Source organism: Winogradskyella helgolandensis, assembly GCF_013404085.1.
GTDB lineage: Bacteria > Bacteroidota > Bacteroidia > Flavobacteriales > Flavobacteriaceae > Winogradskyella > Winogradskyella helgolandensis.
Window position 1 is genome coordinate 4,243,889 of record NZ_JABFHO010000001.1, and the last position, 22,109, is coordinate 4,265,997.

At 32.2% G+C, this 22,109-nt stretch carries 22 protein-coding genes; 10 read left to right on the forward strand and 12 right to left on the reverse strand.

Going from position 1 to position 22,109, the window contains the following annotated elements; all coding sequences use genetic code 11:
* Positions 1–60: 60 nt before the first annotated feature.
* A complete protein-coding gene (locus HM992_RS17990) occupies positions 61–933 on the reverse strand; it encodes a GNAT family N-acetyltransferase (protein WP_179320862.1) in 873 nt (290 codons plus the stop codon).
* Positions 934–1,183: 250 nt separating this feature from the next.
* Positions 1,184–2,980, reverse strand: a complete 1,797-nt coding sequence (gene typA / locus HM992_RS17995) for a translational GTPase TypA (protein ID WP_178983749.1) — start codon at positions 2,978–2,980, stop codon at positions 1,184–1,186.
* Between the two features lie 213 nt (positions 2,981–3,193).
* On the opposite strand from typA, the gene HM992_RS18000 reads away from it, so the two are divergent.
* The 4 genes from HM992_RS18000 to HM992_RS18015 all read left to right on the forward strand — a co-directional run bounded on the left by HM992_RS18000 (position 3,194) and on the right by HM992_RS18015 (position 6,289).
* Positions 3,194–3,553: a hypothetical protein gene (locus HM992_RS18000; protein WP_178983748.1), complete on the forward strand. Its 360-nt coding sequence runs from the start codon at positions 3,194–3,196 to the stop codon at positions 3,551–3,553.
* 523 nt (positions 3,554–4,076) lie between these two features.
* A complete protein-coding gene (gene kdsA / locus HM992_RS18005) occupies positions 4,077–4,895 on the forward strand; it encodes a 3-deoxy-8-phosphooctulonate synthase (protein WP_179320864.1) in 819 nt (272 codons plus the stop codon).
* Between the two features lie 72 nt (positions 4,896–4,967).
* On the forward strand, positions 4,968–5,828 hold the full coding sequence (locus HM992_RS18010) for a hypothetical protein (RefSeq protein ID WP_178983746.1): 861 nt from the start codon (positions 4,968–4,970) through the stop codon (positions 5,826–5,828).
* The gene (locus HM992_RS18015) at positions 5,825–6,289 is read left to right on the forward strand and encodes a GNAT family N-acetyltransferase (RefSeq protein WP_179320866.1); all 465 of its coding nucleotides are present in this window, start codon (positions 5,825–5,827) and stop codon (positions 6,287–6,289) included. The genes HM992_RS18010 and HM992_RS18015 overlap by 4 nt, the downstream gene beginning before the upstream one ends.
* A gap of 34 nt (positions 6,290–6,323) precedes the next feature.
* On the opposite strand, the gene HM992_RS18020 is transcribed toward HM992_RS18015, so the two are convergent.
* Positions 6,324–6,926 (reverse strand): DUF1684 domain-containing protein, encoded by a 603-nt coding sequence (locus tag HM992_RS18020; RefSeq protein ID WP_179320868.1) that lies wholly within the window; start codon positions 6,924–6,926, stop codon positions 6,324–6,326.
* A gap of 116 nt (positions 6,927–7,042) precedes the next feature.
* On the opposite strand from HM992_RS18020, the gene HM992_RS18025 reads away from it, so the two are divergent.
* The gene (locus tag HM992_RS18025) at positions 7,043–8,008 is read left to right on the forward strand and encodes a YpdA family putative bacillithiol disulfide reductase (protein ID WP_179320870.1); all 966 of its coding nucleotides are present in this window, start codon (positions 7,043–7,045) and stop codon (positions 8,006–8,008) included.
* Positions 8,009–8,057: 49 nt separating this feature from the next.
* Here the strand turns inward: HM992_RS18025 and HM992_RS18030 are convergent, their stop codons facing one another.
* Positions 8,058–8,501: an Lrp/AsnC family transcriptional regulator gene (locus HM992_RS18030; protein ID WP_178983742.1), complete on the reverse strand. Its 444-nt coding sequence runs from the start codon at positions 8,499–8,501 to the stop codon at positions 8,058–8,060.
* A 118-nt stretch (positions 8,502–8,619) separates the two neighbouring features.
* Between HM992_RS18030 and HM992_RS18035 the strand changes: the two genes are divergently transcribed.
* On the forward strand, positions 8,620–9,015 hold the full coding sequence (locus HM992_RS18035; protein ID WP_178983741.1) for a hypothetical protein: 396 nt from the start codon (positions 8,620–8,622) through the stop codon (positions 9,013–9,015).
* A gap of 4 nt (positions 9,016–9,019) precedes the next feature.
* Here HM992_RS18035 and HM992_RS18040 read toward each other — a convergent pair whose 3' ends face one another.
* The 4 genes from HM992_RS18040 to HM992_RS18055 all read right to left on the reverse strand — a co-directional run bounded on the left by HM992_RS18040 (position 9,020) and on the right by HM992_RS18055 (position 14,496).
* On the reverse strand, positions 9,020–9,634 hold the full coding sequence (locus HM992_RS18040) for a DEAD/DEAH box helicase (RefSeq protein WP_178983740.1): 615 nt from the start codon (positions 9,632–9,634) through the stop codon (positions 9,020–9,022).
* A 54-nt stretch (positions 9,635–9,688) separates the two neighbouring features.
* Positions 9,689–10,228: a sigma-70 family RNA polymerase sigma factor gene (locus tag HM992_RS18045; RefSeq protein ID WP_179320872.1), complete on the reverse strand. Its 540-nt coding sequence runs from the start codon at positions 10,226–10,228 to the stop codon at positions 9,689–9,691.
* 244 nt (positions 10,229–10,472) lie between these two features.
* Entirely contained in the window at positions 10,473–10,946 is a 474-nt protein-coding gene (locus HM992_RS18050; RefSeq protein WP_179320874.1) for an OsmC family protein, read from the reverse strand.
* A gap of 133 nt (positions 10,947–11,079) precedes the next feature.
* Positions 11,080–14,496 carry a methylmalonyl-CoA mutase family protein gene (locus HM992_RS18055; RefSeq protein WP_179320876.1) on the reverse strand — a complete coding sequence of 1,139 codons (3,417 nt, stop codon included), beginning with the start codon at positions 14,494–14,496 and terminating at the stop codon, positions 11,080–11,082.
* A 145-nt stretch (positions 14,497–14,641) separates the two neighbouring features.
* Between HM992_RS18055 and purU the strand changes: the two genes are divergently transcribed.
* Complete coding sequence (purU, locus tag HM992_RS18060) at positions 14,642–15,496, forward strand: formyltetrahydrofolate deformylase (RefSeq protein ID WP_178983737.1); 855 nt, start codon at positions 14,642–14,644, stop codon at positions 15,494–15,496.
* Positions 15,497–15,761: 265 nt separating this feature from the next.
* Entirely contained in the window at positions 15,762–16,862 is a 1,101-nt protein-coding gene (locus tag HM992_RS18065) for an OmpA family protein (protein ID WP_178983736.1), read from the forward strand.
* A gap of 327 nt (positions 16,863–17,189) precedes the next feature.
* On the opposite strand, the gene HM992_RS18070 is transcribed toward HM992_RS18065, so the two are convergent.
* Entirely contained in the window at positions 17,190–18,320 is a 1,131-nt protein-coding gene (locus HM992_RS18070) for a TlpA family protein disulfide reductase (protein ID WP_179320878.1), read from the reverse strand.
* A gap of 266 nt (positions 18,321–18,586) precedes the next feature.
* Here HM992_RS18070 and HM992_RS18075 point away from each other — a divergent pair, with 266 nt between their 5' ends.
* Entirely contained in the window at positions 18,587–19,297 is a 711-nt protein-coding gene (locus HM992_RS18075) for a DUF4197 domain-containing protein (RefSeq protein ID WP_178983734.1), read from the forward strand.
* Positions 19,298–19,396: 99 nt separating this feature from the next.
* On the forward strand, positions 19,397–19,603 hold the full coding sequence (locus HM992_RS19865) for a Lacal_2735 family protein (RefSeq protein ID WP_178983733.1): 207 nt from the start codon (positions 19,397–19,399) through the stop codon (positions 19,601–19,603).
* Positions 19,604–19,749: 146 nt separating this feature from the next.
* Here HM992_RS19865 and HM992_RS18085 read toward each other — a convergent pair whose 3' ends face one another.
* The 3 genes from HM992_RS18085 to lepB form a co-directional block, all read right to left on the reverse strand.
* The gene (locus tag HM992_RS18085) at positions 19,750–20,526 is read right to left on the reverse strand and encodes an ABC transporter substrate-binding protein (protein WP_179320880.1); all 777 of its coding nucleotides are present in this window, start codon (positions 20,524–20,526) and stop codon (positions 19,750–19,752) included.
* 93 nt (positions 20,527–20,619) lie between these two features.
* Positions 20,620–21,435 carry an orotidine-5'-phosphate decarboxylase gene (pyrF, locus tag HM992_RS18090; protein WP_179320882.1) on the reverse strand — a complete coding sequence of 272 codons (816 nt, stop codon included), beginning with the start codon at positions 21,433–21,435 and terminating at the stop codon, positions 20,620–20,622.
* Positions 21,432–22,103, reverse strand: a complete 672-nt coding sequence (gene lepB / locus HM992_RS18095) for a signal peptidase I (RefSeq protein ID WP_179320884.1) — start codon at positions 22,101–22,103, stop codon at positions 21,432–21,434. The genes pyrF and lepB overlap by 4 nt, the downstream gene beginning before the upstream one ends.
* Positions 22,104–22,109 lie beyond the last annotated feature (6 nt).

Here is a 22,109-nt window from a genome sequence, read left to right on the forward strand (position 1 = left end):
AAAACATTACTACTAATCGGTTGCTATACACCCAAAATAATATCAACGCTATATAATGTATTATGTTTTAGGTATGTTTAATTCTTTATGAATAGCGGTATTTAAAAGATAGGTATTTGCTGTATAACTTCTAGCACCACAGCTTTCCTTCCAAAAGATAAGACCTTCATTAATTTTACGTCCATTGCCTTCACTCGAAATATTAAAGTCGAAATAACGCTTATCATCACACATTTTGTTAATGACAAAATCATAGGCGAGATCTAAGCTGCCAAATGAATTTTTATCTGTATTACCAGATACATATTGAGGATGAACTGTTGTTTCGGTTAAAAACACAGTTGTTCCTGCAACAACTTTTCCATCTTTATAGATATTAACTTGTTTTATATGTTCTGGAAAACGAGATGCTAATAACTCTATCTCCTCTAAAGAGTGCACAGGTTGAACACCGTGTTTCTTCTCCAAATTAGGAATTAATACATCCGTCCAAAAATCTTTAAAGTTGGTATCTACTTTTAATTCTAGTCCAGAACGTACAGCTTTATTTATTCCTTCTCTTCTATTTTTTTGAAAGCGTAATTTATGAGCATAATCAATTACCATCAGTACCTCTTTCTTTAGTAATTGCGCCTCTGCCTTATAGAGAAAATAATCTAATTCATCTGAAGGCATTCTATTATAAAATGTCGGAATCACCTTTATTTCTAATGCTTTTACACCTTCTTTTTCATAAAATGCAAGCATGGTTTTAAAAGCCTCAAAAGCATAGAAAAATTTCGATTTATCTTGAAGCACAAAACTTCCATACGTTAAGCCTTGATGAGAAATCACCTTATCACCCACAATATTTGCAGGAAGCAATGCATAGAGCTGATCATCTTTATACAGCATCACAGAAAAATCTTCAAATCTGTCACTATGATAATCCATAAAACCACGTTGAAACAAGAATGTTGCGTTCTTTGCCGTGTTCACAAACGAATCCCATTCTGGCTGTAAGTCTGATTGATATTTTTTTACTGAGAAAATAATTTTTACATTTTAATTCGTGACTAAAGTAAATAAAAAACTATTAGTTAAGTTTATTTATAACGGCTTATTACTTAAAACGAATCCAAAAAAAAGAGAAACACTTTTCAGTGTTTCTCTTTTAAAAACTATATGTTTAATAAATTTTAGACTAAAACTTATTACGTTTACGATCTACCTCTTTTAAATAAATCTTACGTAATCTTAAAGAGTTTGGAGTTACCTCAACATACTCATCTTTTTGAATGTACTCTAAAGCTTCTTCTAAAGAAAACTTAATTGCAGGTACAATCTTAGCTTTATCATCTGCTCCAGAACTACGAACGTTACTCTGCTTTTTAGCTTTTGTAATGTTTACAGACATATCATCTTGACGAGAGTTCTCACCAATAACTTGTCCTTCATAAATATTTTCACCAGGCTCAACAAAGAACTTACCTCTATCTTGTAATTTATCAATTGAATAAGGAATCGCAGTTCCGTTTTCCATAGAAATTAAAGATCCAGAAATACGTCCTGGAATATCACCTTTAAGAGGTTGGTATTCTTTAAAACGGTGTGCCATAATTGCCTCACCAGCTGTTGCTGTTAGTAATTGGTTACGTAAACCAATAATACCACGAGAAGGAATCATAAACTCACAAATCATACGCTCACCTTTAGTTACCATACTAAGTAACTCTCCTTTACGCTTAGTAACAAACTCTACAGCTCTACCAGAAACGGTTTCAGGAAGGTCAATTGTTAATTCTTCTATTGGCTCACATTTAACACCATCAATTTCTCTAATGATTACTTGTGGTTGTCCAATTTGTAATTCATAACCTTCACGACGCATTGTTTCGATTAATACCGATAAGTGTAATACACCACGACCAAAAACCATAAATTTATCTGCAGTAGACGTTTCGCCTAATCGCATTGCTAAATTTTTCTCTAATTCTTTTTCTAAACGATCTTTAATATGACGAGATGTTACAAATTTTCCGTCCTTACCAAAGAAAGGAGAATCGTTAATAGTGAATAACATGCTCATTGTTGGTTCATCAATTGCGATTGACTTTAAACCTTCAGGGTTTTCAATATCTGAAACTGTATCTCCAATTTCAAAACCTTCAACACCTACAAGCGCACATATATCTCCAGTTTGAACACTTTCAACTTTCTTACGTCCTAAACCTTCAAAAATAAAGACTTCTTTAATTCTACTTTTTGTAATCGTTCCATCTCTTTTTACCAAAGCAATTTGCTGTCCTTCTACGATGTTACCTCTTTGTACACGACCAATAGCGATACGACCAGTAAAAGAAGAGAAATCTAAAGATGTAATTAACATTTGAGTTGTTCCTTCTTCAAAAACAGGTGTTGGAACGTGCTCAATTACCATATCTAATAATGGCTCTACATTTTTAGTTTCATTTCTCCAATCGTCGCTCATCCAATTGTTCTTTGCAGAACCATAAACGGTTGGGAAATCTAACTGCCACTCTTCAGCGCCAAGCTCAAACATTAAATCAAAAACTTTTTCATGTACTTCATCAGGCGTACAGTTTTCTTTATCAACTTTATTAATAACCACACAAGGTTTTAAACCTAAGTCAATCGCTTTTTGTAATACGAAACGTGTTTGTGGCATAGGTCCTTCAAAGGCATCTACTAATAACACAACACCATCAGCCATATTTAATACACGTTCTACTTCACCTCCAAAATCGGCGTGACCAGGTGTATCAATAATGTTAATCTTAGTATCCTTGTAAACAACAGAAACGTTTTTAGAAGTAATTGTAATACCTCTTTCACGTTCTAAATCATTGTTATCTAGAATTAAGTCTCCTGTATTTTCGTTTTCACGAAACAATTGACAGTGGTACATAATCTTGTCAACTAACGTGGTTTTTCCGTGATCGACGTGTGCAATAATTGCGATATTTTTAATCTTAGTCATAACTTGTGTGCGAATTTTTCAGCGTGCAAATGTACGTTTTATTCTTTTTTTTTCGTTAATAATATGTTATTATTTCATCTTCAAATAATTTGAAGTAGTATCTTACGTTATATTATTGATTAACAGCGTAAAGCCTACCCTCTAAAACTAACCACAAATTGGGCTATTACAACTGCATTTTGCAGACTAATCTGAACCCTAAAAATATAGCAGATGCATACCCTTAGCAAATACACCAAGTTTATTCCTTACCTCTATTTTTTGTCGGTAATTATATATTGGTTTACAACGATAAATAAAAGTGATGGCATTTCTGCCTATCCTATATTATTGTTTGGTATTCCGTTTTTATGGCAACTCATTAAGCCTAGTAGGAAATTAAATTTTTCTTTAGGAATAATATTTGTATGCTTATCGTCTTATTTAATCTTAGCTTATTTATTTGATTTACTTAATATTATTCATTGGACAGAAACATCCAAAAAACTGCTGTTTTACGGTGGGATTTTAGTTGTTGGTAATTTTGTAATGTCACTATGGATTGTTAAAAACAGTATTAGGAAGGTATTTTAATTAAAGTAATGTTTTTTTTTGTAGAAAACCAAAGCTATACTCAATAAATCACACAAGAAGTTCCGTGTGATTACACTGAACCTACAGAACCGAAAATTATTGAAGTTCCTGTTTAAGAAAATTTCACATATCAAATACTGAGTTTTAATTACCAACCATACACCGATGATAACACAACAATTGTTCAATATGAAATTAAGCTGAATAAATATAAAAACTACGATGTAGTTGGTTTTCCAAAACTGACTTTCTATAATGGAAATTTTGAATTTTTAGGACCACTTTCATCAAAAGCTGATGCACCGTGTTATGAAATTTCCGCGAATTCTAGTTGTACAGTAGCCTTTGATAAAGAATATCCTATAGATCCTTCAATTCCACCTCTAACACCTTATCAAATTGTTAATGTAGAATATGTAGTAATCAATTAACATTTTAGTATTTAAAGGTTGTCACTTTTTGAAGTCCTAAAGTTACGGTTATATAGTATATTTGCACACTAAACATACTCATAAATACTGTTATGGATTTGACATATATACCTAAAATAAAACACACTGATTCTAACAACTTCTTTCTTCTTTGTGGTCCTTGCGCCATTGAAGGTGCAGATATGGCATTGCGTATTGCCGAAAAAGTCGTTAAAATCACTGATAAACTAGAAATTCCTTACGTATTTAAAGGCAGTTTCAAAAAAGCGAATCGTAGTAGAATTGATAGTTTTACAGGTATTGGAAATGAAAAAGCTTTAAAAATTCTTAGGAAAGTTTCTGAAACTTTTGATGTACCAACAGTAACTGATATACATGAAGTAACTGATGCTGCCATGGCTGCAGAATATGTAGATGTTTTACAAATTCCTGCATTTTTAGTACGACAAACCGATTTGGTGGTTGCTGCTGCCGAAACAGGAAAGGTTGTTAATCTAAAGAAAGGACAATTTATGAGTCCTGAAGCGATGAAACATGCGGTTCAAAAAGTAAAAGATGCCGGTAACGATAACGCTTGGATTACAGATAGAGGAACGATGTTTGGCTACCAAGATATGATTGTGGATTTTAGAGGTATTCCAACAATGCGTCAATATGCACCAACAGTTTTAGATGTTACCCATTCACTACAACAACCCAATCAAAGTATTGGTGTTACAGGCGGACGACCAGATATGATTGAAACTATAGCTAGAGCTGGAGTTGTAAATAACGTCGACGGTTTATTTATTGAAACCCATTTTGATCCTGCTAATGCAAAAAGTGACGGAGCTAACATGTTGCACTTAGATAATCTGGAAGGCTTATTATCTAATTTAGTTGCTATTAGAAAAACAATTAACGCATTATAACTTCTATTTTCACAACTATTGTAAGTAAGGGATCAGATAAACGTCTACCCTTATCGTTACGGAAGTTATCTTATGAACTATTTTAATAGAATTCTAAACTTAGGATTCACTTTGTTATGTACAATAACATACAGTCAAACTCAAAGTACACTAAAATACTCAACCTCTAATAAAGGAAAATTATTTATTAGCTGGGGCGGAAATAGAGGAGCCTATTCAAAATCGGATATTCGCTTTAAAGGTGAAGATTACGATTTTACGATAAGTGATGCTACAGCAAAAGACAAACCTAAAGGTTGGCATATCGATTATATAAATCCTACTCGAATGACCATCCCTCAAACAAATGCCAAATTGGGTTATTTTATTTCAGATCATTACACGGTTTCAATTGGTTTAGACCACATGAAATATGTTATGAATAGAGACAGAAATAGAAATGTAAACGGCTATATTAATTTACCAGACAACGAACCTGGAAGCAATTATAACGGTGAGTTTAACGATGAAAATGTATTTATTTCTAGTGATTTATTAAAATTTGAACACACGGACGGTCTCAATTTTATCTATACTGAAATTGCGAGATATGATGATATTTCATCATTATTTCATATAAACAATACAGATAAATTTCAAGTCAATATAACCGAAGGTATCGGAGGAGGTCTTTTATTTCCTAGAACAAATACAACATTGTTACAAAAGGATAGATATGATGAATTTCATGTGTCAGGTTATGGATTATCTGCTAATATTGGATTAAATCTCACATTCTTTAAACACTTTTTTATACAATTAAATGCAAAAGGCGGCTATATTGATATGAATAATATAAGAACAACCAATGATTCAGCAGATCATGCAGAGCAAAGTTTTTACTTTTTTCAGCGTGTTGTCTCATTTGGTAGTATATTTAAATTAAAAAAATGATACAAATAAGACCCGCAACACTAGAAGATATTCCTGAAATCACTTCACTTTTTAGAGATACTATTACTCATATTAATAAGAAGCATTATTCCGAAAATCAGATTATTGCTTGGGCTTCTGGTGCTGATGATACAGAAGAGTGGGAAAAGCGCATCAAGAAACTTTACTTCATTGTTGCTGAAATCGAAACTAATGTAGTTGGTTTTGCCTATCTAAAAAACGGCAATTATTTAGATGGTCTTTTTGTACATAAAGATTATCAACGTCAAGGTATAGGATCAAAATTATTACGAATTATAGAATCTCAAGTGATGATGAATGATTTTGAGGTCTTAAAATCAGACGTCAGCAAGACAGCTTTACCATTTTTTGATAATAAATATTTTGAAGTTCTAAAAAAACAAAAGAAGACTGTAAAAGGTGTTGGCTTCGAAAATTATCTGGTAGAAAAGCAATTCTAATTAAACAATTTCAAAGCAAAAACCGGCTGTAGCTCTAGTGGTTTTTATAAGCCTTTACTCCTGCTTCAATTTCTAAATCAACATAGTTAGCTCTTGGTACAATTGGGCAAGAATACTTCTCATTATACGCACACATCGGATTATAGGCTGAGTTAAAATCAATATCTATTGTATGTCCTTCAGGAATTTTCAAATCGATATAGCGTCCTCCACCATAGGTTGATGTACCATTAGTATTATCGAGAAAAGGCAAAAATAAATAATCCTCAAAACCTTCAGTTTGCATCAGTTCTTCACCTTGATACACATTTAATTGATATGGTTTACCTTTTAATTGAAAAGTTAAAACTCCTAAAACACGTTCTGTAGATAAACGATCTGTACTGGTTTTCATTTGAAACCATTCACTATTAGGAGTACGTTTTAAAGTCGCGGTAACAACAAAAGTAGAATCATAAGGAAAGAAGTCTAAACCATCAAAGTTTTTTAAATCTTTTGCTTTTAAAGGAGATTTTGAAGCATCCTTAAACTCAGCATTCATCTTTCTCTGAAATGGAGTTTCATCACCTATCATCTTTTTACTTTCCGTACAACCAAAGGAAACTATTACTAATAAAAACAATACCAAATTCTTCATTCCAAATTAATTTAGATTTCAAAAATACAATATCTAGAATTTCATAATAACTAATAAAAGATATTTTATCGCTTACATTTTATAATTATCTGTATTAATTGTAATTTTATATACCTATGAAAGATTTAGATGTATTAATTATCGGAGCAGGACCAATAGGAATTGCTTGCGCTTTAGAATGTAAAAAACGAGGTTGGGATTATACTATTATCGAAAAAGGAGCTTTGACCAACTCCTTATTCAATTACCCACTAAATATGACTTTTTTTTCAACATCAGAAAAATTAGAAATTGATGATATTCCATTCATTAGCAGCAATCCTAAACCAACTAGAAATGAAGCTTTAGAATACTACAGACGTGTTTCAACCTCAAATGATTTAAATATTAACCTTTATGAAAGCGTCATTGACATCAGTAAAACAGAAACCACATTTAACATTGAATCAGATAAAGCCAACTATAAAAGTAAAAAAGTAATTATAGCGACAGGCTTTTATGACATTCCGAATTTACTCAATGTACCTGGTGAAGATTTGCCAAAAGTATTTCACTATTATAAAGAAGCACATCCATTTACCCTTCAAAATATTGCCGTTGTTGGTGCAAGTAATTCGTCGGTAGATGCAGCATTAGAAATTTATAGAAAAGGAGGTAACGTCTCTATGATTGTAAGAGGAGATGCTATAGGTGAACGTGTTAAATATTGGGTTAAACCAGATATTTTAAACCGAATTGAAGAAGGCAGTATTACAGCGTATTTTAATGCTGAAATTACAGAAATCAAACCAACAGAAATTACAATTAACACAGCTGAGGGTAAAAAAACAATTCCGAACGATTATGTCATTGCATTGACTGGTTATCAACCAAATTTCAAGTTTTTGGAAAAAGCCGGAATTGAATTCTCAAAAGATGGCAAATCAATTCCCAATTACAATTCAAAAACTATGGAATCTAACGTTGAAGGGCTTTATTTAGCAGGAGTTATCTGTGGTGGTAAGGAAACTCACAAATGGTTTATTGAAAACTCTAGGATACATGCGACTATGATTGCTGAACATTTAGCGCAAAATATATAAATTATTATAACAGCCGAGTAAAGAGAAATTAAGCCTGATTCTGGTATCCTTATTTTAACGGCTTAACCTCACTATATTTTATTACATGAGACAGCACAATCTGGGTTTTGGTTTCTCCATAACTTATTAATTGGTCTATAAAAACCTCTAAATGCTTTTGATTTTTAAGCACTACCTCCATGACTATGTTTTCGTTTCCTGTTATGCGATAGCAATTCACCACCTCATCGTAAGTTTTCACTTTTTCTAGAAACGGTTTTAGCATACCCATAAATGCGCGAAGCGTGATTAAAGCTTTAAGTTGATAACCAGCTTCAAAAGGTGAAACAAAAGTGGTATAACCTTGAATAATTTCCGCATCCTCCATTTTTTTAATGCGCTCTGAAACTGCTGGAGAAGTGATTCCAACACGTCTACCTATTTCAGCATTAGACATACGCGCATTCTGCTGTAAGCATTTTAAAATTTTCCAATTTAAATTATCAATACTCATTTTAAAGAAAATTAACTAAATAAACACATAATTTAAAGTAAAAATACATAATTACTTTAATTATTAAAGTGTAATTTCAATTTTAGTTATTAATTTCGTATTAATTGCTATTGAAATCATGAGTTACCACCTACCATCTCATTTAACTGATTTGCCTATTTATAAAAAGGCAATGGATATAATTGTATTATCTCGAAGTATATCTACCTATCTCAACCAAGATTTAGCGTATTTAAATGCTGACGGCACTGAAGATAATAACATTTATTTCTCGGGAGATATTGTTCAACAATCCTCTAATCTTGCTCCTCAAATTATTAGTGTAGAACGTGAAAGCTGTTCTGACAAAAAAAGTAAGCATTTAGCAAGTTTAGATTACTTAACGACACGTTTATACAGTAACTGTAAGAAGCTTGAAAAAGCTAATAGTAACGGCAGAGATTATCTACCTATTCTTAGAGGCGAATTAAAAAAATTCAGGAAATTGCAACGTACTTGGATGTTGACACTTTAAGCTATTATTTCTGCGCGATGACATGTGCATTGCTCATAAAATTGTTCTGATAATTCTTAATCTTAGAATGCATCACATCTGCAATAATTACGAATTGACATTTACTCACACTTTCAGATAATCTTAAAATGAGATTATAAGCATTATTTCGACCTAAATAATCAGCATCTTCAATGGCAAACAATTGAACTTCTCCTAAATGAATACCATTTAAAAAATACAACTTACTCAATCGAGCTGGAGTTGCAATTACAATATCTTGACCGTAATACACTTCCACTTTTTGCTTTTCCATATCATATTCATCGTAAAGCGCATATACTCTTAAATCAGTATTCTTTGTAAATCTTTCAAACTCTTCTTTTAAAGCTAAGACGTCAGCTTTATCCTTTGCAACTATGATAGCACGTGGTGAATCTTCAAATGCTTCTGCTTTTAGTTTATGAATAGTTGCTATTATAAGCGCAGTTGTTTTACCGCTTCCTTTTGGCGCAATCATATAAGCATCTGCTCCACCTTTCAGAGTAGGTAGTACTTTTTTCTGAAACGGATTTGAGGTTTCGTATCCAGCGTTTTCTAAAGATTCTTTTAATAAAGGATGTAATTTTTTGAAAGACATGTATGCTTTTTTAAACAGTAAATTAACAATTTACTAATGGCTGCAAAGATACCATTAATGACAGACTTTACAGTCTGCTTTGTCTTGTATTTCTCCAACTAAATGGCCATCTTCATTCATTTTAAAGCCACAGCAATCCATAAAACCTTGTGCTATCTGTTTTCTTGCACGTTGAATTTGAGATTTTACGGTTGGTAAAGATAAGTGTAATTGATTAGCAACCTCTTGTTGCTTCATGCCTTTAATATCAGATAAAAACAAAGGGTCTCTATATTTTTTAGGCAAGCTTTTTATGATACCTCTTAAGCAATCTTGCTCAGAATGTTGATTTGGTTCTGGTTCTGATTCTATTTCTAAATCTTCTACCGGAATTTCTTTTTTATTCATTCTGAAGTAATCCAAAATAGTATAGCGTGCAATGGAAAACAGCCATGGTTTCAGCTTATTTTCATCTTTTAAAGTATGTAACTTCGTGTGTACTTTTATAAAAGTATCTTGCAGAATATCTTCAGTAATATCAGTATCCTTAACCTTACTTAAAATAAAATGTTTTACATCTTCAGCATAAATTCCCCAAACCTCTTTTGTAGTCATACTCTAATTTAATTAAAATTAGTTCGGATACAAAACTTCATATCCGAACTAACAGTAAATTAACAGTTACAATTTGTACATGTACAATTATCGCATGTACAGTTTTTACAATTTCCTTTTGAGCAACCTTCACAGTTGCAACTACATTCTTTATTTTTCATGATATCTATTTTTTAAGTTCATATAATAGACGAGAAAAGACTCAGAAAGATGCAAAAAGATCTGATTATTTTTTCAAATTGAATTATTTCACCAAAATAATGGCTTCATGAGATATCGGAAAATTGCATGAATTAGCTATAAAACAAAGTTCATTTGCTTTTTGATGTAAGCTTAAGGCCAATTCTTTTTTAGTTTCATCTTTTATTGTGATCACGGGTTTTAATCTTACGATTTTAAAGCTTCCGCTACCTGAAGATTCGACTTCTAAATCACCTTCAGATTGATCTATATAATTTAATACTTCAATTTTATGTTGCGCACAAACGTATAAATAAGACATCATGTGGCAAGAGGTTAAAGCAGATAACAATAAGTCTTCTGGGTTATATAATCTATCATCTCCTCTAAAGGTTTTTGCTGCAGAAACTTGTAATGGAGAAACTTTATTTGCTATTACAACTTCATGATTTCTGCTAAACATCCTTGGATTTTGTGTGCTTTCACCTTCATTAATATCCCAGTTAACAGTAGCTTTAAATGTGTGCTTGATGGACATGTTATTTTATTTATTGATGTAAAAAAAGCGTTTCAAAATGAAACGCTTTTTTGTTTTATTTGTCGAGATCCCAAAACCAGTTTGGGATTAGCGATTCGCACACTTTTCGAAAAAACGAAAAGAGGCTCTCTGCTTACATATTCCTGCGATACTGACCTCCTACTTCAAATAACGAAGCCGTAATTTCACCTAAACTACATACTTTACAAACTTCCATTAAAGCTTCGAATATATTTTCATTGTTGATGGCGCGCTGTTGTAAATCATTTAACAATGCAGTTGTATCATTTGCTTCATGAAGATTCTTTAATGTTTTAATCTGAAACTGCTTTTCTTCTTCGGTTGCTCTAATGACTTCCGCTGGTTGAACCGTAGGTGACCCTTTACTACTTAAGAAAGTATTCACTCCAATAATTGGAAACTTCCCATTATGCTTCAACGTTTCATAATACAAGCTTTCTTCCTGAATTTTCGAACGTTGATACATCGTTTCCATAGCTCCTAAAACACCTCCACGTTCTGTGATGCGATCAAACTCTAACAATACAGCTTCTTCTACTAAATCGGTTAATTCTTCAATAATAAAAGCCCCTTGAATTGGGTTTTCATTCTTAGCTAATCCCAATTCTTTATTGATAATCAGTTGAATTGCCATAGCTCTACGAACAGATTCTTCCGTTGGTGTCGTTATCGCTTCATCGTAAGCATTGGTATGTAATGAATTACAATTATCGTAAATAGCATACAGCGCTTGAAGCGATGTACGTATGTCATTAAAATCAATTTCTTGAGCATGTAAACTACGTCCAGACGTTTGGATATGATATTTCAACATCTGAGCTCTTGGGTTGGCTCCGTACTTATGTTTCATGGCTTTTGCCCAAATCTTACGAGCCACACGACCAATAACAGCATATTCTGGATCTATTCCGTTAGAAAAGAAGAATGATAAATTAGGTCCAAATTTGTTGATGTCCATCCCTCTAGAAAGGTAATATTCAACATAAGTAAATCCGTTAGATAACGTTAATGCCAGTTGCGTAATTGGATTCGCTCCTGCTTCTGCAATATGGTAACCAGAAATAGAAACCGAATAGAAATTACGTACATTATTCTCAATAAAATACTCTTGAACATCTCCCATTAAACGCAATGCAAATTCTGTAGAGAATATACAAGTGTTTTGCGCTTGATCTTCTTTTAAAATATCTGCTTGTACTGTTCCTCTAACTTGAGCAATGGTATTCTTTTTAATTTCTGCATACACATCTGATGGCAAAACTTGATCTCCAGTAACACCTAAAAGCATCAATCCTAAACCGTTGTTTCCTTCTGGTAACTCACCATTATAAGATGGACGCGTCTTACCTTTATAAATCTTCGCGATTTTAGCTTCAACCTCTTTTTCTAGTCCATTTTCTTTAATGTAAAATTCACATTGTTGATCTATGGCAGCATTCATAAAAAAGCCTAATAACATTGGAGCAGGACCATTAATAGTCATACTCACAGAAGTCATTACATTGGCCAAATCAAAACCAGAGTATAATTTCTTGGCATCATCTAAACAACAGATAGAAACACCTGCATTACCAATTTTACCATAAATATCTGGTCGTAAATCGGGATCGTTTCCGTAAAGCGTTACACTATCAAAAGCTGTAGACAAACGTTTTGCTGGCAAACCAGCGCTTACATAGTGAAAACGTCTGTTTGTACGTTCTGGACCACCTTCTCCAGCAAACATACGTGCTGGATCTTCGCCTGTTCTTTTAAAAGGATACAATCCTGCTGTGTAAGGAAATTCTCCTGGAACATTTTCTTGCAAACACCATCTTAAAATATCTCCCCAAGCTTGGTACTTTGGCAACGCTACTTTTGGGATTTGCGTATGCGAAAGTGACTCCGTATGGGTTTCAATCTTTATCTCTTTATCTCTTACTTTAAAAGAATAAATTGGGTCTTTATACTTATTTACTTTAACGTCCCAACCTGTAATCACTTCCCAATTATAAGGATCTAGGTTTAATTTTACACGATCGAATTCTGCAATTAGCATTTTAACAAAGTCTTTATTCTCAACACCTCCAGAACTAACAGACTGAGAAGCAATTCCTGATTTATCTAATTCTGGTGTTAATTCAGAAACAGATTCAAGAGTTTTATAAATTCCATATAATTTCTGTGCAACTTCCACTTGCGTATTTGCAGTGGCATCATACGCTCTATTACTCTCTGCTATTTCAGATAAATAACGTGTTCTACTTGGTGGTATTACAAAAATCTTCTCACTCATTTCTTCCGAAATATGAAATGTAGATTTTAAATCTGCATCTGCTTTGTCAACCAATTCATCCATGATGGCTTTGTAAAGCGTATTCATTCCCGGATCATTAAATTGAGATGCAATCGTCCCATAAACCGGCAAATCATCTTGATGCACATCCCAAAGATTATTGTTACGCATGTATTGTTTTTTCACATCTCGCAACGCATCCAATGAACCTCGTTTATCAAATTTATTGATGGCTACTAAATCTGCAAAATCTAGCATGTCAATTTTTTCTAATTGTGTTGCTGCACCAAATTCTGGTGTCATTACATACAGTGACACATCTGAATGTTCTATAATTTCGGTGTCTGATTGTCCGATTCCAGACGTTTCAAGGATAATTAAATCATATTCAGCAGCTTTTAAAACCTCTACAGCTTCATTTACATATTTTGATAAAGCTAAATTAGACTGACGCGTGGCTAGACTACGCATATAAACTCTTGGCGAGTTAATGGCATTCATACGGATACGGTCTCCTAAAAGTGCTCCACCTGTTTTTCGTTTTGAAGGATCTACAGAAACCAAACCAACAGTTTTTTCTGGAAAATCGATTAAAAAACGTCTTACTAATTCATCAACTAAAGACGATTTACCTGCTCCACCTGTTCCGGTAATACCGAGTACTGGTGTTTTTGAATTTTCATTTTTAGCATGAATTTCTTCTAGAGCTTCTTTTGCGACTTCAGGGAAATTTTCTGCAGAAGAAATAAGTCTTCCAATTGACTTTGGATCCTTTTTATGAAGCGTTTTAACTTCATTATTGAGTACATCACCTATTGCATAATCCGATTGCTGAACCAAATCATTAATCATGCCTTGTAAACCAAGTGCTCTTCCGTCATCTGGAGAATAGATTCTAGTAATTCCATAATCCATTAATTCCTTGATTTCTGCAGGAAGAATCACTCCTCCTCCACCTCCAAAGATTTTGATATGACCTGCTCCTTTTTCCTTTAGCAAATCGTACATATATTTAAAATACTCATTATGACCACCTTGATACGACGTTAATGCAATGGCGTTCGCATCTTCTTGAATGGCTGTATTCACCACTTCTTCTACACTTCTATCATGACCTAAGTGAATCACTTCCACTCCTGTAGATTGAATAATACGACGCATAATGTTAATAGCAGCATCGTGTCCATCAAAGAGTGATGCGGCTGTTACTATACGTACTTTATATTTTGGCTTATAAGGTGCAACTTGTTCCATTCTTAAAAATCTTGCTTAATTGATTGGCAAATTTAAGGAATATTCAAAAATCTAAAGCAATAATCAATAATTATCTAAAACTTAAAGAAAATATGTAAAACTCTCAATTTTAATTACTTTTATCAATTCATTCAATATCAATTTTATGCATAAAATCACTTTACTTATTCATTGCTCGGATCAACCGAATATTATTGCTTCGGTGACCAATTTTATGGCTTCAAACGAAGGGAATATAGTTTACATCGATCAGCATGTTGATAGAGAGCAAAATATCTTTTTTATGCGTCTGGAATGTGAATTTTCTTCAAGTTCATTTTCACTTGAAAAATTTAAACAACTATTTAATTCTGATTTAGCTGAAAAATTTCAATTAAGTTGGAAAATCCATTCGGCTGAACGTAAACCAAAAATGGCTTTATTTGTTTCAAAATACGATCATTGCTTGTATGATATTTTAGGGCGTTATAATTCGGGCGAATTGTTTTTAGAAATTCCTTTTATTTTAAGCAACCATCTCGATTTAAAACCGATAGCAGACAGTTTCAACATTCCTTTTTATCATGTTCCTGTTACAAAAGCGACGAAGCATGATGCTGAACAAGAGCAGTTGAATTTATTGGAAACCCATCAAATTGATTTTATAGTTTTAGCGCGCTATATGCAAATTGTTTCTGAAACTTTGATTGATAAATATCCAAACCGAATCATAAATATTCATCATTCCTTCTTACCTGCTTTTATTGGCGCAAAGCCTTACCATTCGGCCTATAAACGCGGTGTAAAAATCATTGGAGCGACTAGTCATTATATTACTGAAGAGCTGGATGCAGGACCAATTATAGAGCAAGATGTGGCACACGTGTCGCATACGTTTTCAATTAAAGATTTAATAGCCAAAGGACGTGATTTAGAAAAAATTGTGTTGTCTAATGCTATAAAACTTCATGCGAATAGAAAAGTGATGGTGTATAACAATAAGACAATAATATTCTCTTAATCAAATTGGTAAAAGACAATAAACCTAGCTACAATTTGCTATAAATAAAAAGTATAATTAATTTTATTCGTCTTTTTAAGATTTACTTGCCCCTCCTGAATTTAGTAGTTTCACGACATAAATTACCATACTGCTTCGTACTAAAAAACATTAGAACTACAAGTTAATTGTGACTCTTAATAAATAATCGCGTCTCATAATATGTAAGAGGTTAATACCCTTTACTATAAATACAAAATTAATTTATTAACTATTAACTTATTTTATGAAACACAAATTATTATTATTCGTCTGCTTAATTGCTGGAATTGGATTTTCTCAAGCACAAGGTTTACCTACAAATCCAGAACCAGGTAAATGCTACGTAAAGTGTATTACAAAAGATACCTTTAAAGAAGTTGAAGAAACGATTCAATCGTATCCAGCATACACAACGTTACAAGTTACTCCTGCAACATACAAAACGGTTGAAGACCGCGTATTAGTAAAAGAAGCTTCTAAGAAGTTTGTTTACGTACCAGCTACCTATGAAAATGTAGATGTCCCTTACGTTAAACAAGAAAGTCGTACAGATTTAAAAGTTGTACCTGCATCCTTTGGAAACGATTCAAGAACTTTTGAAGTTTACCCAAAAACATCTGGATGGGAATACAAAGTATTAGAAGATTGTCCTTCTGTAAACAAAGATGATTGTGTTGCTGCATGTTTCGTTGAGTACCCTTCTCAATTTAAAGATGTTGGTTTTACAACTTTATCTTCTGACGCTAGCACAAATTCTATTCCTGTTGCTGAGCAAAACACAAGTTACAAGAAGCGTGTTATTAAAACACCATCTAGAATGGATGAAATTGAAATTCCTGCTGAATACACAACGATTAAGAGAAGAGTTATTGATACACCTGCATCTACATCTACAAATACAATTGCTGCACAATTCAAAACTGTAACAAGAACTGTTTTAGATAAAAAAGGAGGTATTACAACTTGGGAAGAAGTTGATTGTGAATTATTAGATCCAAATGTATTACCTGTATTTTACCAATCAGGTAGCGCAAGATTAACTGCAGCTTCTAAGAAGACTATTGATGATACTTTATTACCAATTTTAAATGATTCTAACGTAAGCATTGAAATTATGTCTCATACGGATTCTAACGGAAATGATGATTTCAATCAATCATTATCTCAACAAAGAGCTAATTCTGTAGTTAACTATTTAGTATCTAAAGGAATTACAAGAAGTAGATTAACAGCTAAAGGTTTTGGTGAAACTAGATTAACAAATAGATGTTCTAACGGATCTAATTGTTCTGAAGCACAACATCAAAAAAACAGACGTACGGAATTTAGAGTTTTAAGTAACTAAGAATTTAGTATATCATTTATAATACAAAAAGCTCCTTATTAGGAGCTTTTTTATTTGTATAATTTTAATGCTTACCTATGGTTATAAAATATGACAACTATTTTAAGGATTGTATACGCATTGCGTCATCTCATTAATCTAGAATTTCAATATTGCTCTTTAGGCTTTTAATATCATTTCGGTTAATGGTTTTTAAAACGTTTATTAAACATCATTCTTTTAAATAAAATTGATCTTTTAGTTTAGACAATCACTATTTATGGAAAGACTTTAATATAGCAGATGCTCTAGAGAATAAACATAATCTATAATTAAATAGGCCATGTTTTAAGGTGCAATTTTTTGTATATGGTAAACAGGGAACGTTATTTTTTTCTTCTCCGCCTTTATTCCATAATTATCTTCAAGATCTGATTGCATTAATTGAAAAAACTTATAATGAAAATCCCAATCATGAAGTGTAAGGCTTATTTCGTTATCATCTGGAACTATTATAGGCATATCTAAAACATAAGCCAATTGATACGCTACGTCTCTTAGAGATACATTATCTGCCTTAATTTGGGAATCATCTACTAAATATTGCGCATTATTTTTCCCCCAATCAATTTGATCAGTATTCCAAAATTTCGGGGAATCAACCACAAAACTAATACCTTCTCCTTCACTAAATTTTCGTTCAATGTCAAGATTCATTTCAGTAATAAGCTTAACTGCTAAATTTTCATTTTTATCAAAAGGTTTCTTAAAATAAATCTCATAATTCATGTCTAAGCCTTCCTCTAACACAATTTGATTTTTATATATTTTTGCCAAATAACTAACAATACGAATTAGTGATCCCGATAATTTTAAATAATTAGTCGTATCTGAAATATCTAAATCTTCAAAATTATTTAGAATTGTTTTTATTTCTAAATCTTCTGCTGGCATATAATCATCAATAATCTCCTCTTCAACTTTTAACACTTTCACCACAGAATTTAGAGCAGATTCACTTTTTTGTTGCCTCAAAAACTTGGAAACCATTTCTTTCTTCAGGTCTGGTGCACCTCCTCTCCATAATACTTTTCCATCTGCATTAATTAGAACTCCATCTGGTAAAATTGCTACTTTATAACTATTAAATGTTTCTCCATTATAATCAATAGCAATAGCCAATTCTGTAGGTTTCCCCTCCAAAAAATGCTCTACTGTTAAAGGGCTCTCTTTTGTAAGGGATATAATATATAAATCATTAGGAAATTGTTTTTGCAAAACACCTAAATGTTCTTTTGCTGTAATGCATGGACCACACCATGTTGCCCAAAAATCAATAAAATAGAGTTTATTATTATCTGCTGAAGCAATTTTTGAGTCTTGAATAAACTCTGACACTTTAATTTGACCGTAAGAATATGTTGCTGTTAGGATGCAAATTATAATTAAAGCAAAGTGTTTCTTTTTTAAACAACTCATAGGTATAAAATCATTTACTAATGGATAATCAAATACTGTGCTAAAAATAACGTTTTAAATCTTTTGTCTAAAAACTAATAGTATCTAATACATAAAAGTACCTTTTATTAATATTAAAACACAATAATTAAATCTAAAGATTCTTTAACTTCAACACTATCTACTATTCTCATAACAAATACACTATAGTGAGATTTTTAGGCATAAAACTTGAAGTTTTGTAAGCTATATAAATTATCTTTGCTATCCATTAAAAAACTATAATTATGATGAAAAGAATTTTTGCCTTAGTATTAATTTTCAATTTAACAGCATGTGCTGAATTACAACAAGTTGTTGATTCATTACCACAAGGCACAAGTGATGTTCTTGGTAATGCTGATATTGCAGCAGGATTAAGAGAAGCCTTAGATACAGGAATTGAGAAACAAGTGACTAAATTAACAGCTGAAGATGGTTTCTTTAAAAATGAATTGGTAAAAATTGTTTTACCTGAAGAATTACAGAAAGTAGACAGTGCACTTCGTAAAATTGGATTAAGCAGTTTAGCTGATGAAGGTTTAAAAGTTCTTAACAGAGCTGCAGAAGATGCTGTTTCTGAAGCAACTCCAATATTTGTAAATGCGGTAAAAGATATCACTTTTGATGATGCTAAAAATATTCTTTTAGGAGAAGATAATGCTGCAACATCGTATTTAACATCAAAAACAGAAACAGACCTTTATAGCAAGTTTAAGCCTGTTATTAATAATTCATTTGCTAAAGTTGGTGCTGATCAAATATGGGCTAATCTTATTACCAAGTACAATAATATACCTTTAACCAACAATGTAAATCCTGATTTAACGGATTACGTAACACAAGAAGCTTTAAAAGGTGTTTACACTATGATTGCCGTTGAAGAAAAAGAAATTAGAACTAAGGTTTCTTCTCGTGGATCAGATTTACTAAAGAAGGTATTTGCCCTACAAGACTAAATAAATATTGCTCAAACCAATTTGTTATTTTTTATATAAAAAACAATTTTTCTTGCTAAATTTTAGTAATTTACTAACGTAATCTATTAAAATTTAGCAGTGAGCAATTCAGACAAGTTATTAAAAAAGAAAATAAAACTTAAAAAAAAGTATTTTCAACTTATTGAAGATGCATATAATTTAAGACAAACAGACCACGCGTTAAGTGATTTTTCTGAATACAAAGCCACTAAAATCTTATACAAGATTAATAAATTAGAGTTTGTGTTCAATGGTTCTGATCTTCAAATGAACCAACTTAATTAAAACACACTTAATTATATCCTAACATTAGCATAACCTTCAAAACGAGTAAACTTATCATCTTTGCAGTGCAAAAGATTGAGTTAGTAAGATCTTAGAATAGTTAGTTTTGAAGTCGGTATTGTAGTTAGGTATCGACTTTTTTGTGTTTAAATATGAAGTGTTTTAAAATAAGAATACGACTTTAACAAGCGACTACCATACCACGAAAACAACTCACCATCCACAATTTTAATCGTCTTTTCCGGAAATTTCTTTTGAAATTCTAAAATATGCTCCGCTTTAAACGGAAATGGTTCACTAGACAAAAAAATGAAATCTGCTTCCTTTAATTTTGAGTTATTTAAATCGATTTCTGGATAACGTTTTTCGTCTTCAAAAACATTTATAAAACCAGCTTCTTTAATCATAACATCTATAAAGTTCTCTGAGGCTGCAACCATCCAAGGTTGTTGCCAAATAAAATACGCTACTTTTAATTTCTTTTTATCTTGAAATTGAAGTTGAAATGCTTCGCGTTCTAATTGAATATTTGAGACTAAAGTTGACGTTGTCCTTTTAATATCGAAAATTTCCCCATACATATTAATGAGCTCAAAGCAATCATCTAAATTATAAATATCACTAATATAGATTGGAGCTATTTCTTCTAAACTTTCAATAATCTCCTTTGTATTTTCCTCTTTATTACATAAAATAATATCTGGACACAGTGCTTTTATTTTCTCAATATTGATTTGTTTTGTACCTCCAACAACGGCTTTAGACATTCTAAGATGTTTTGGATGTACGCAAAACTTTGTCACACCAACAATTGACGCTTCTAATCCTAAATCGACTAATAATTCGGTTTGTGATGGCACTAATGAGATGATGCGTTTTGGTGTTTTATTAAGTTGAATATCTCTTTTGAGTTGGTCTTTCATCTTATTAGTTTTATAGCTTACTTTTGGGAAAAATGGTTTTCAGCCGCAGTTTTCAGACTTACTCATACGGGAACACTGAGACTGAGACTGAGATTATAAACTCAGAATTTCTGCCATCTGCACCTGTAATTCTTCGGCTTTCTCAGCAGCAGCTTCGGCAAAATTTTCATCTTGAGAGGCGTAAATAATGCCTCGAGACGAATTAATTAATAAACCAACAGAGTCATTCATTCCATATTTACAAACATCTTGAAGATTTCCACCTTGCGCTCCAACTCCAGGTACTAACAAAAAGCTATCTGGAATTATTTTTCTAATATCTCCTAAAAACTCGGCTTTAGTCGCGCCAACTACATACATTAAGTTTTCAGAATTCTTCCAAGATTTTGAGGTTTCTAAAACTTGTTTATACAACTCAACACCATCAACCATTTTGGTTTGAAAATCAAATGCTCCTTGATTGGATGTTAAGGCCAAAAGAATCGTGTGCTTATCCTTAAAGGCTAGAAAAGGCTCCACTGAATCTTTTCCCATATAAGGAGCAACAGTAACACTATCAAAGCCTAAATCTTCAAAAAATGCTTTAGCGTACATCGTACTTGTATTCCCAATATCTCCACGTTTTGCGTCAGCGATTGTATAAATTTCAGGATGGTTTTCGTTGAGATAGTTGATTGTTTTTTCTAGAGCTTGCCAACCTTTTATACCGTAAGCTTCATAAAATGCTGTGTTGGGTTTATAAGCCACACAAAGGTGATGTGTCGCATCAATAATAGCCTTATTAAAAGCGAAGATGGGATCTTCTTCTTTTAATAAATGCTTTGGAATTTTATTTAAATCGACGTCTAATCCTATGCAAAGGAAGGATTTCTTTTTATGTATTTGTTGTGTAAGTTCGTTCGTTGTCATTTATAAGTTAATAAAACAGTTCCTAAAATTTCATCTTCATCTACAAGACCTCTGTATCTGGAATCAAGTGAATTATCCCTATTATCACCAGAGAAAAAGTATTTTCCATTTGGTAATACTATTGGTCCAAAGTTACTTACCGTCCAATATTGATGTGCTTCAAAAATTTCTTTTGAAAGATTCGAATTTCCTCTATTAGTTATTCTATCCAATTGAATAGGCAATTTTTCAACAAATGAATCATCTAAAAAGGCAGTTATAGAATCACTAAAGTGATACTTAAAAAATTCTGTATCATTGATTCGATCTTTAACATAAGTATCGAATACAATTGGCGAGATTTTATACCCAAATCTTAAGTCAATATTCTCATCTATATTTATATTGTTAACATAGTAATAACCATTTTTACATTCTAAGGTATCACCAGGTTGCGCTATTAATCGTTTAACAATAGTCCAACCATCTAAACTATCCGAAAATTTGAAATAAGCAAAATCAAGTCGATCAGGTCTTTTTAAACTAGAGCCAATTATTCTAGAACCAACAGTTAAGGTCGGTTCATTTGAACTTGAGGGTATTGCATAAACTCTAAATACCCCAGACATTCTAAACAGAATGTATAAAACAACTAAAATTGCTATTGCAAAAAGTACTTTTTTCTTCATAAAAAA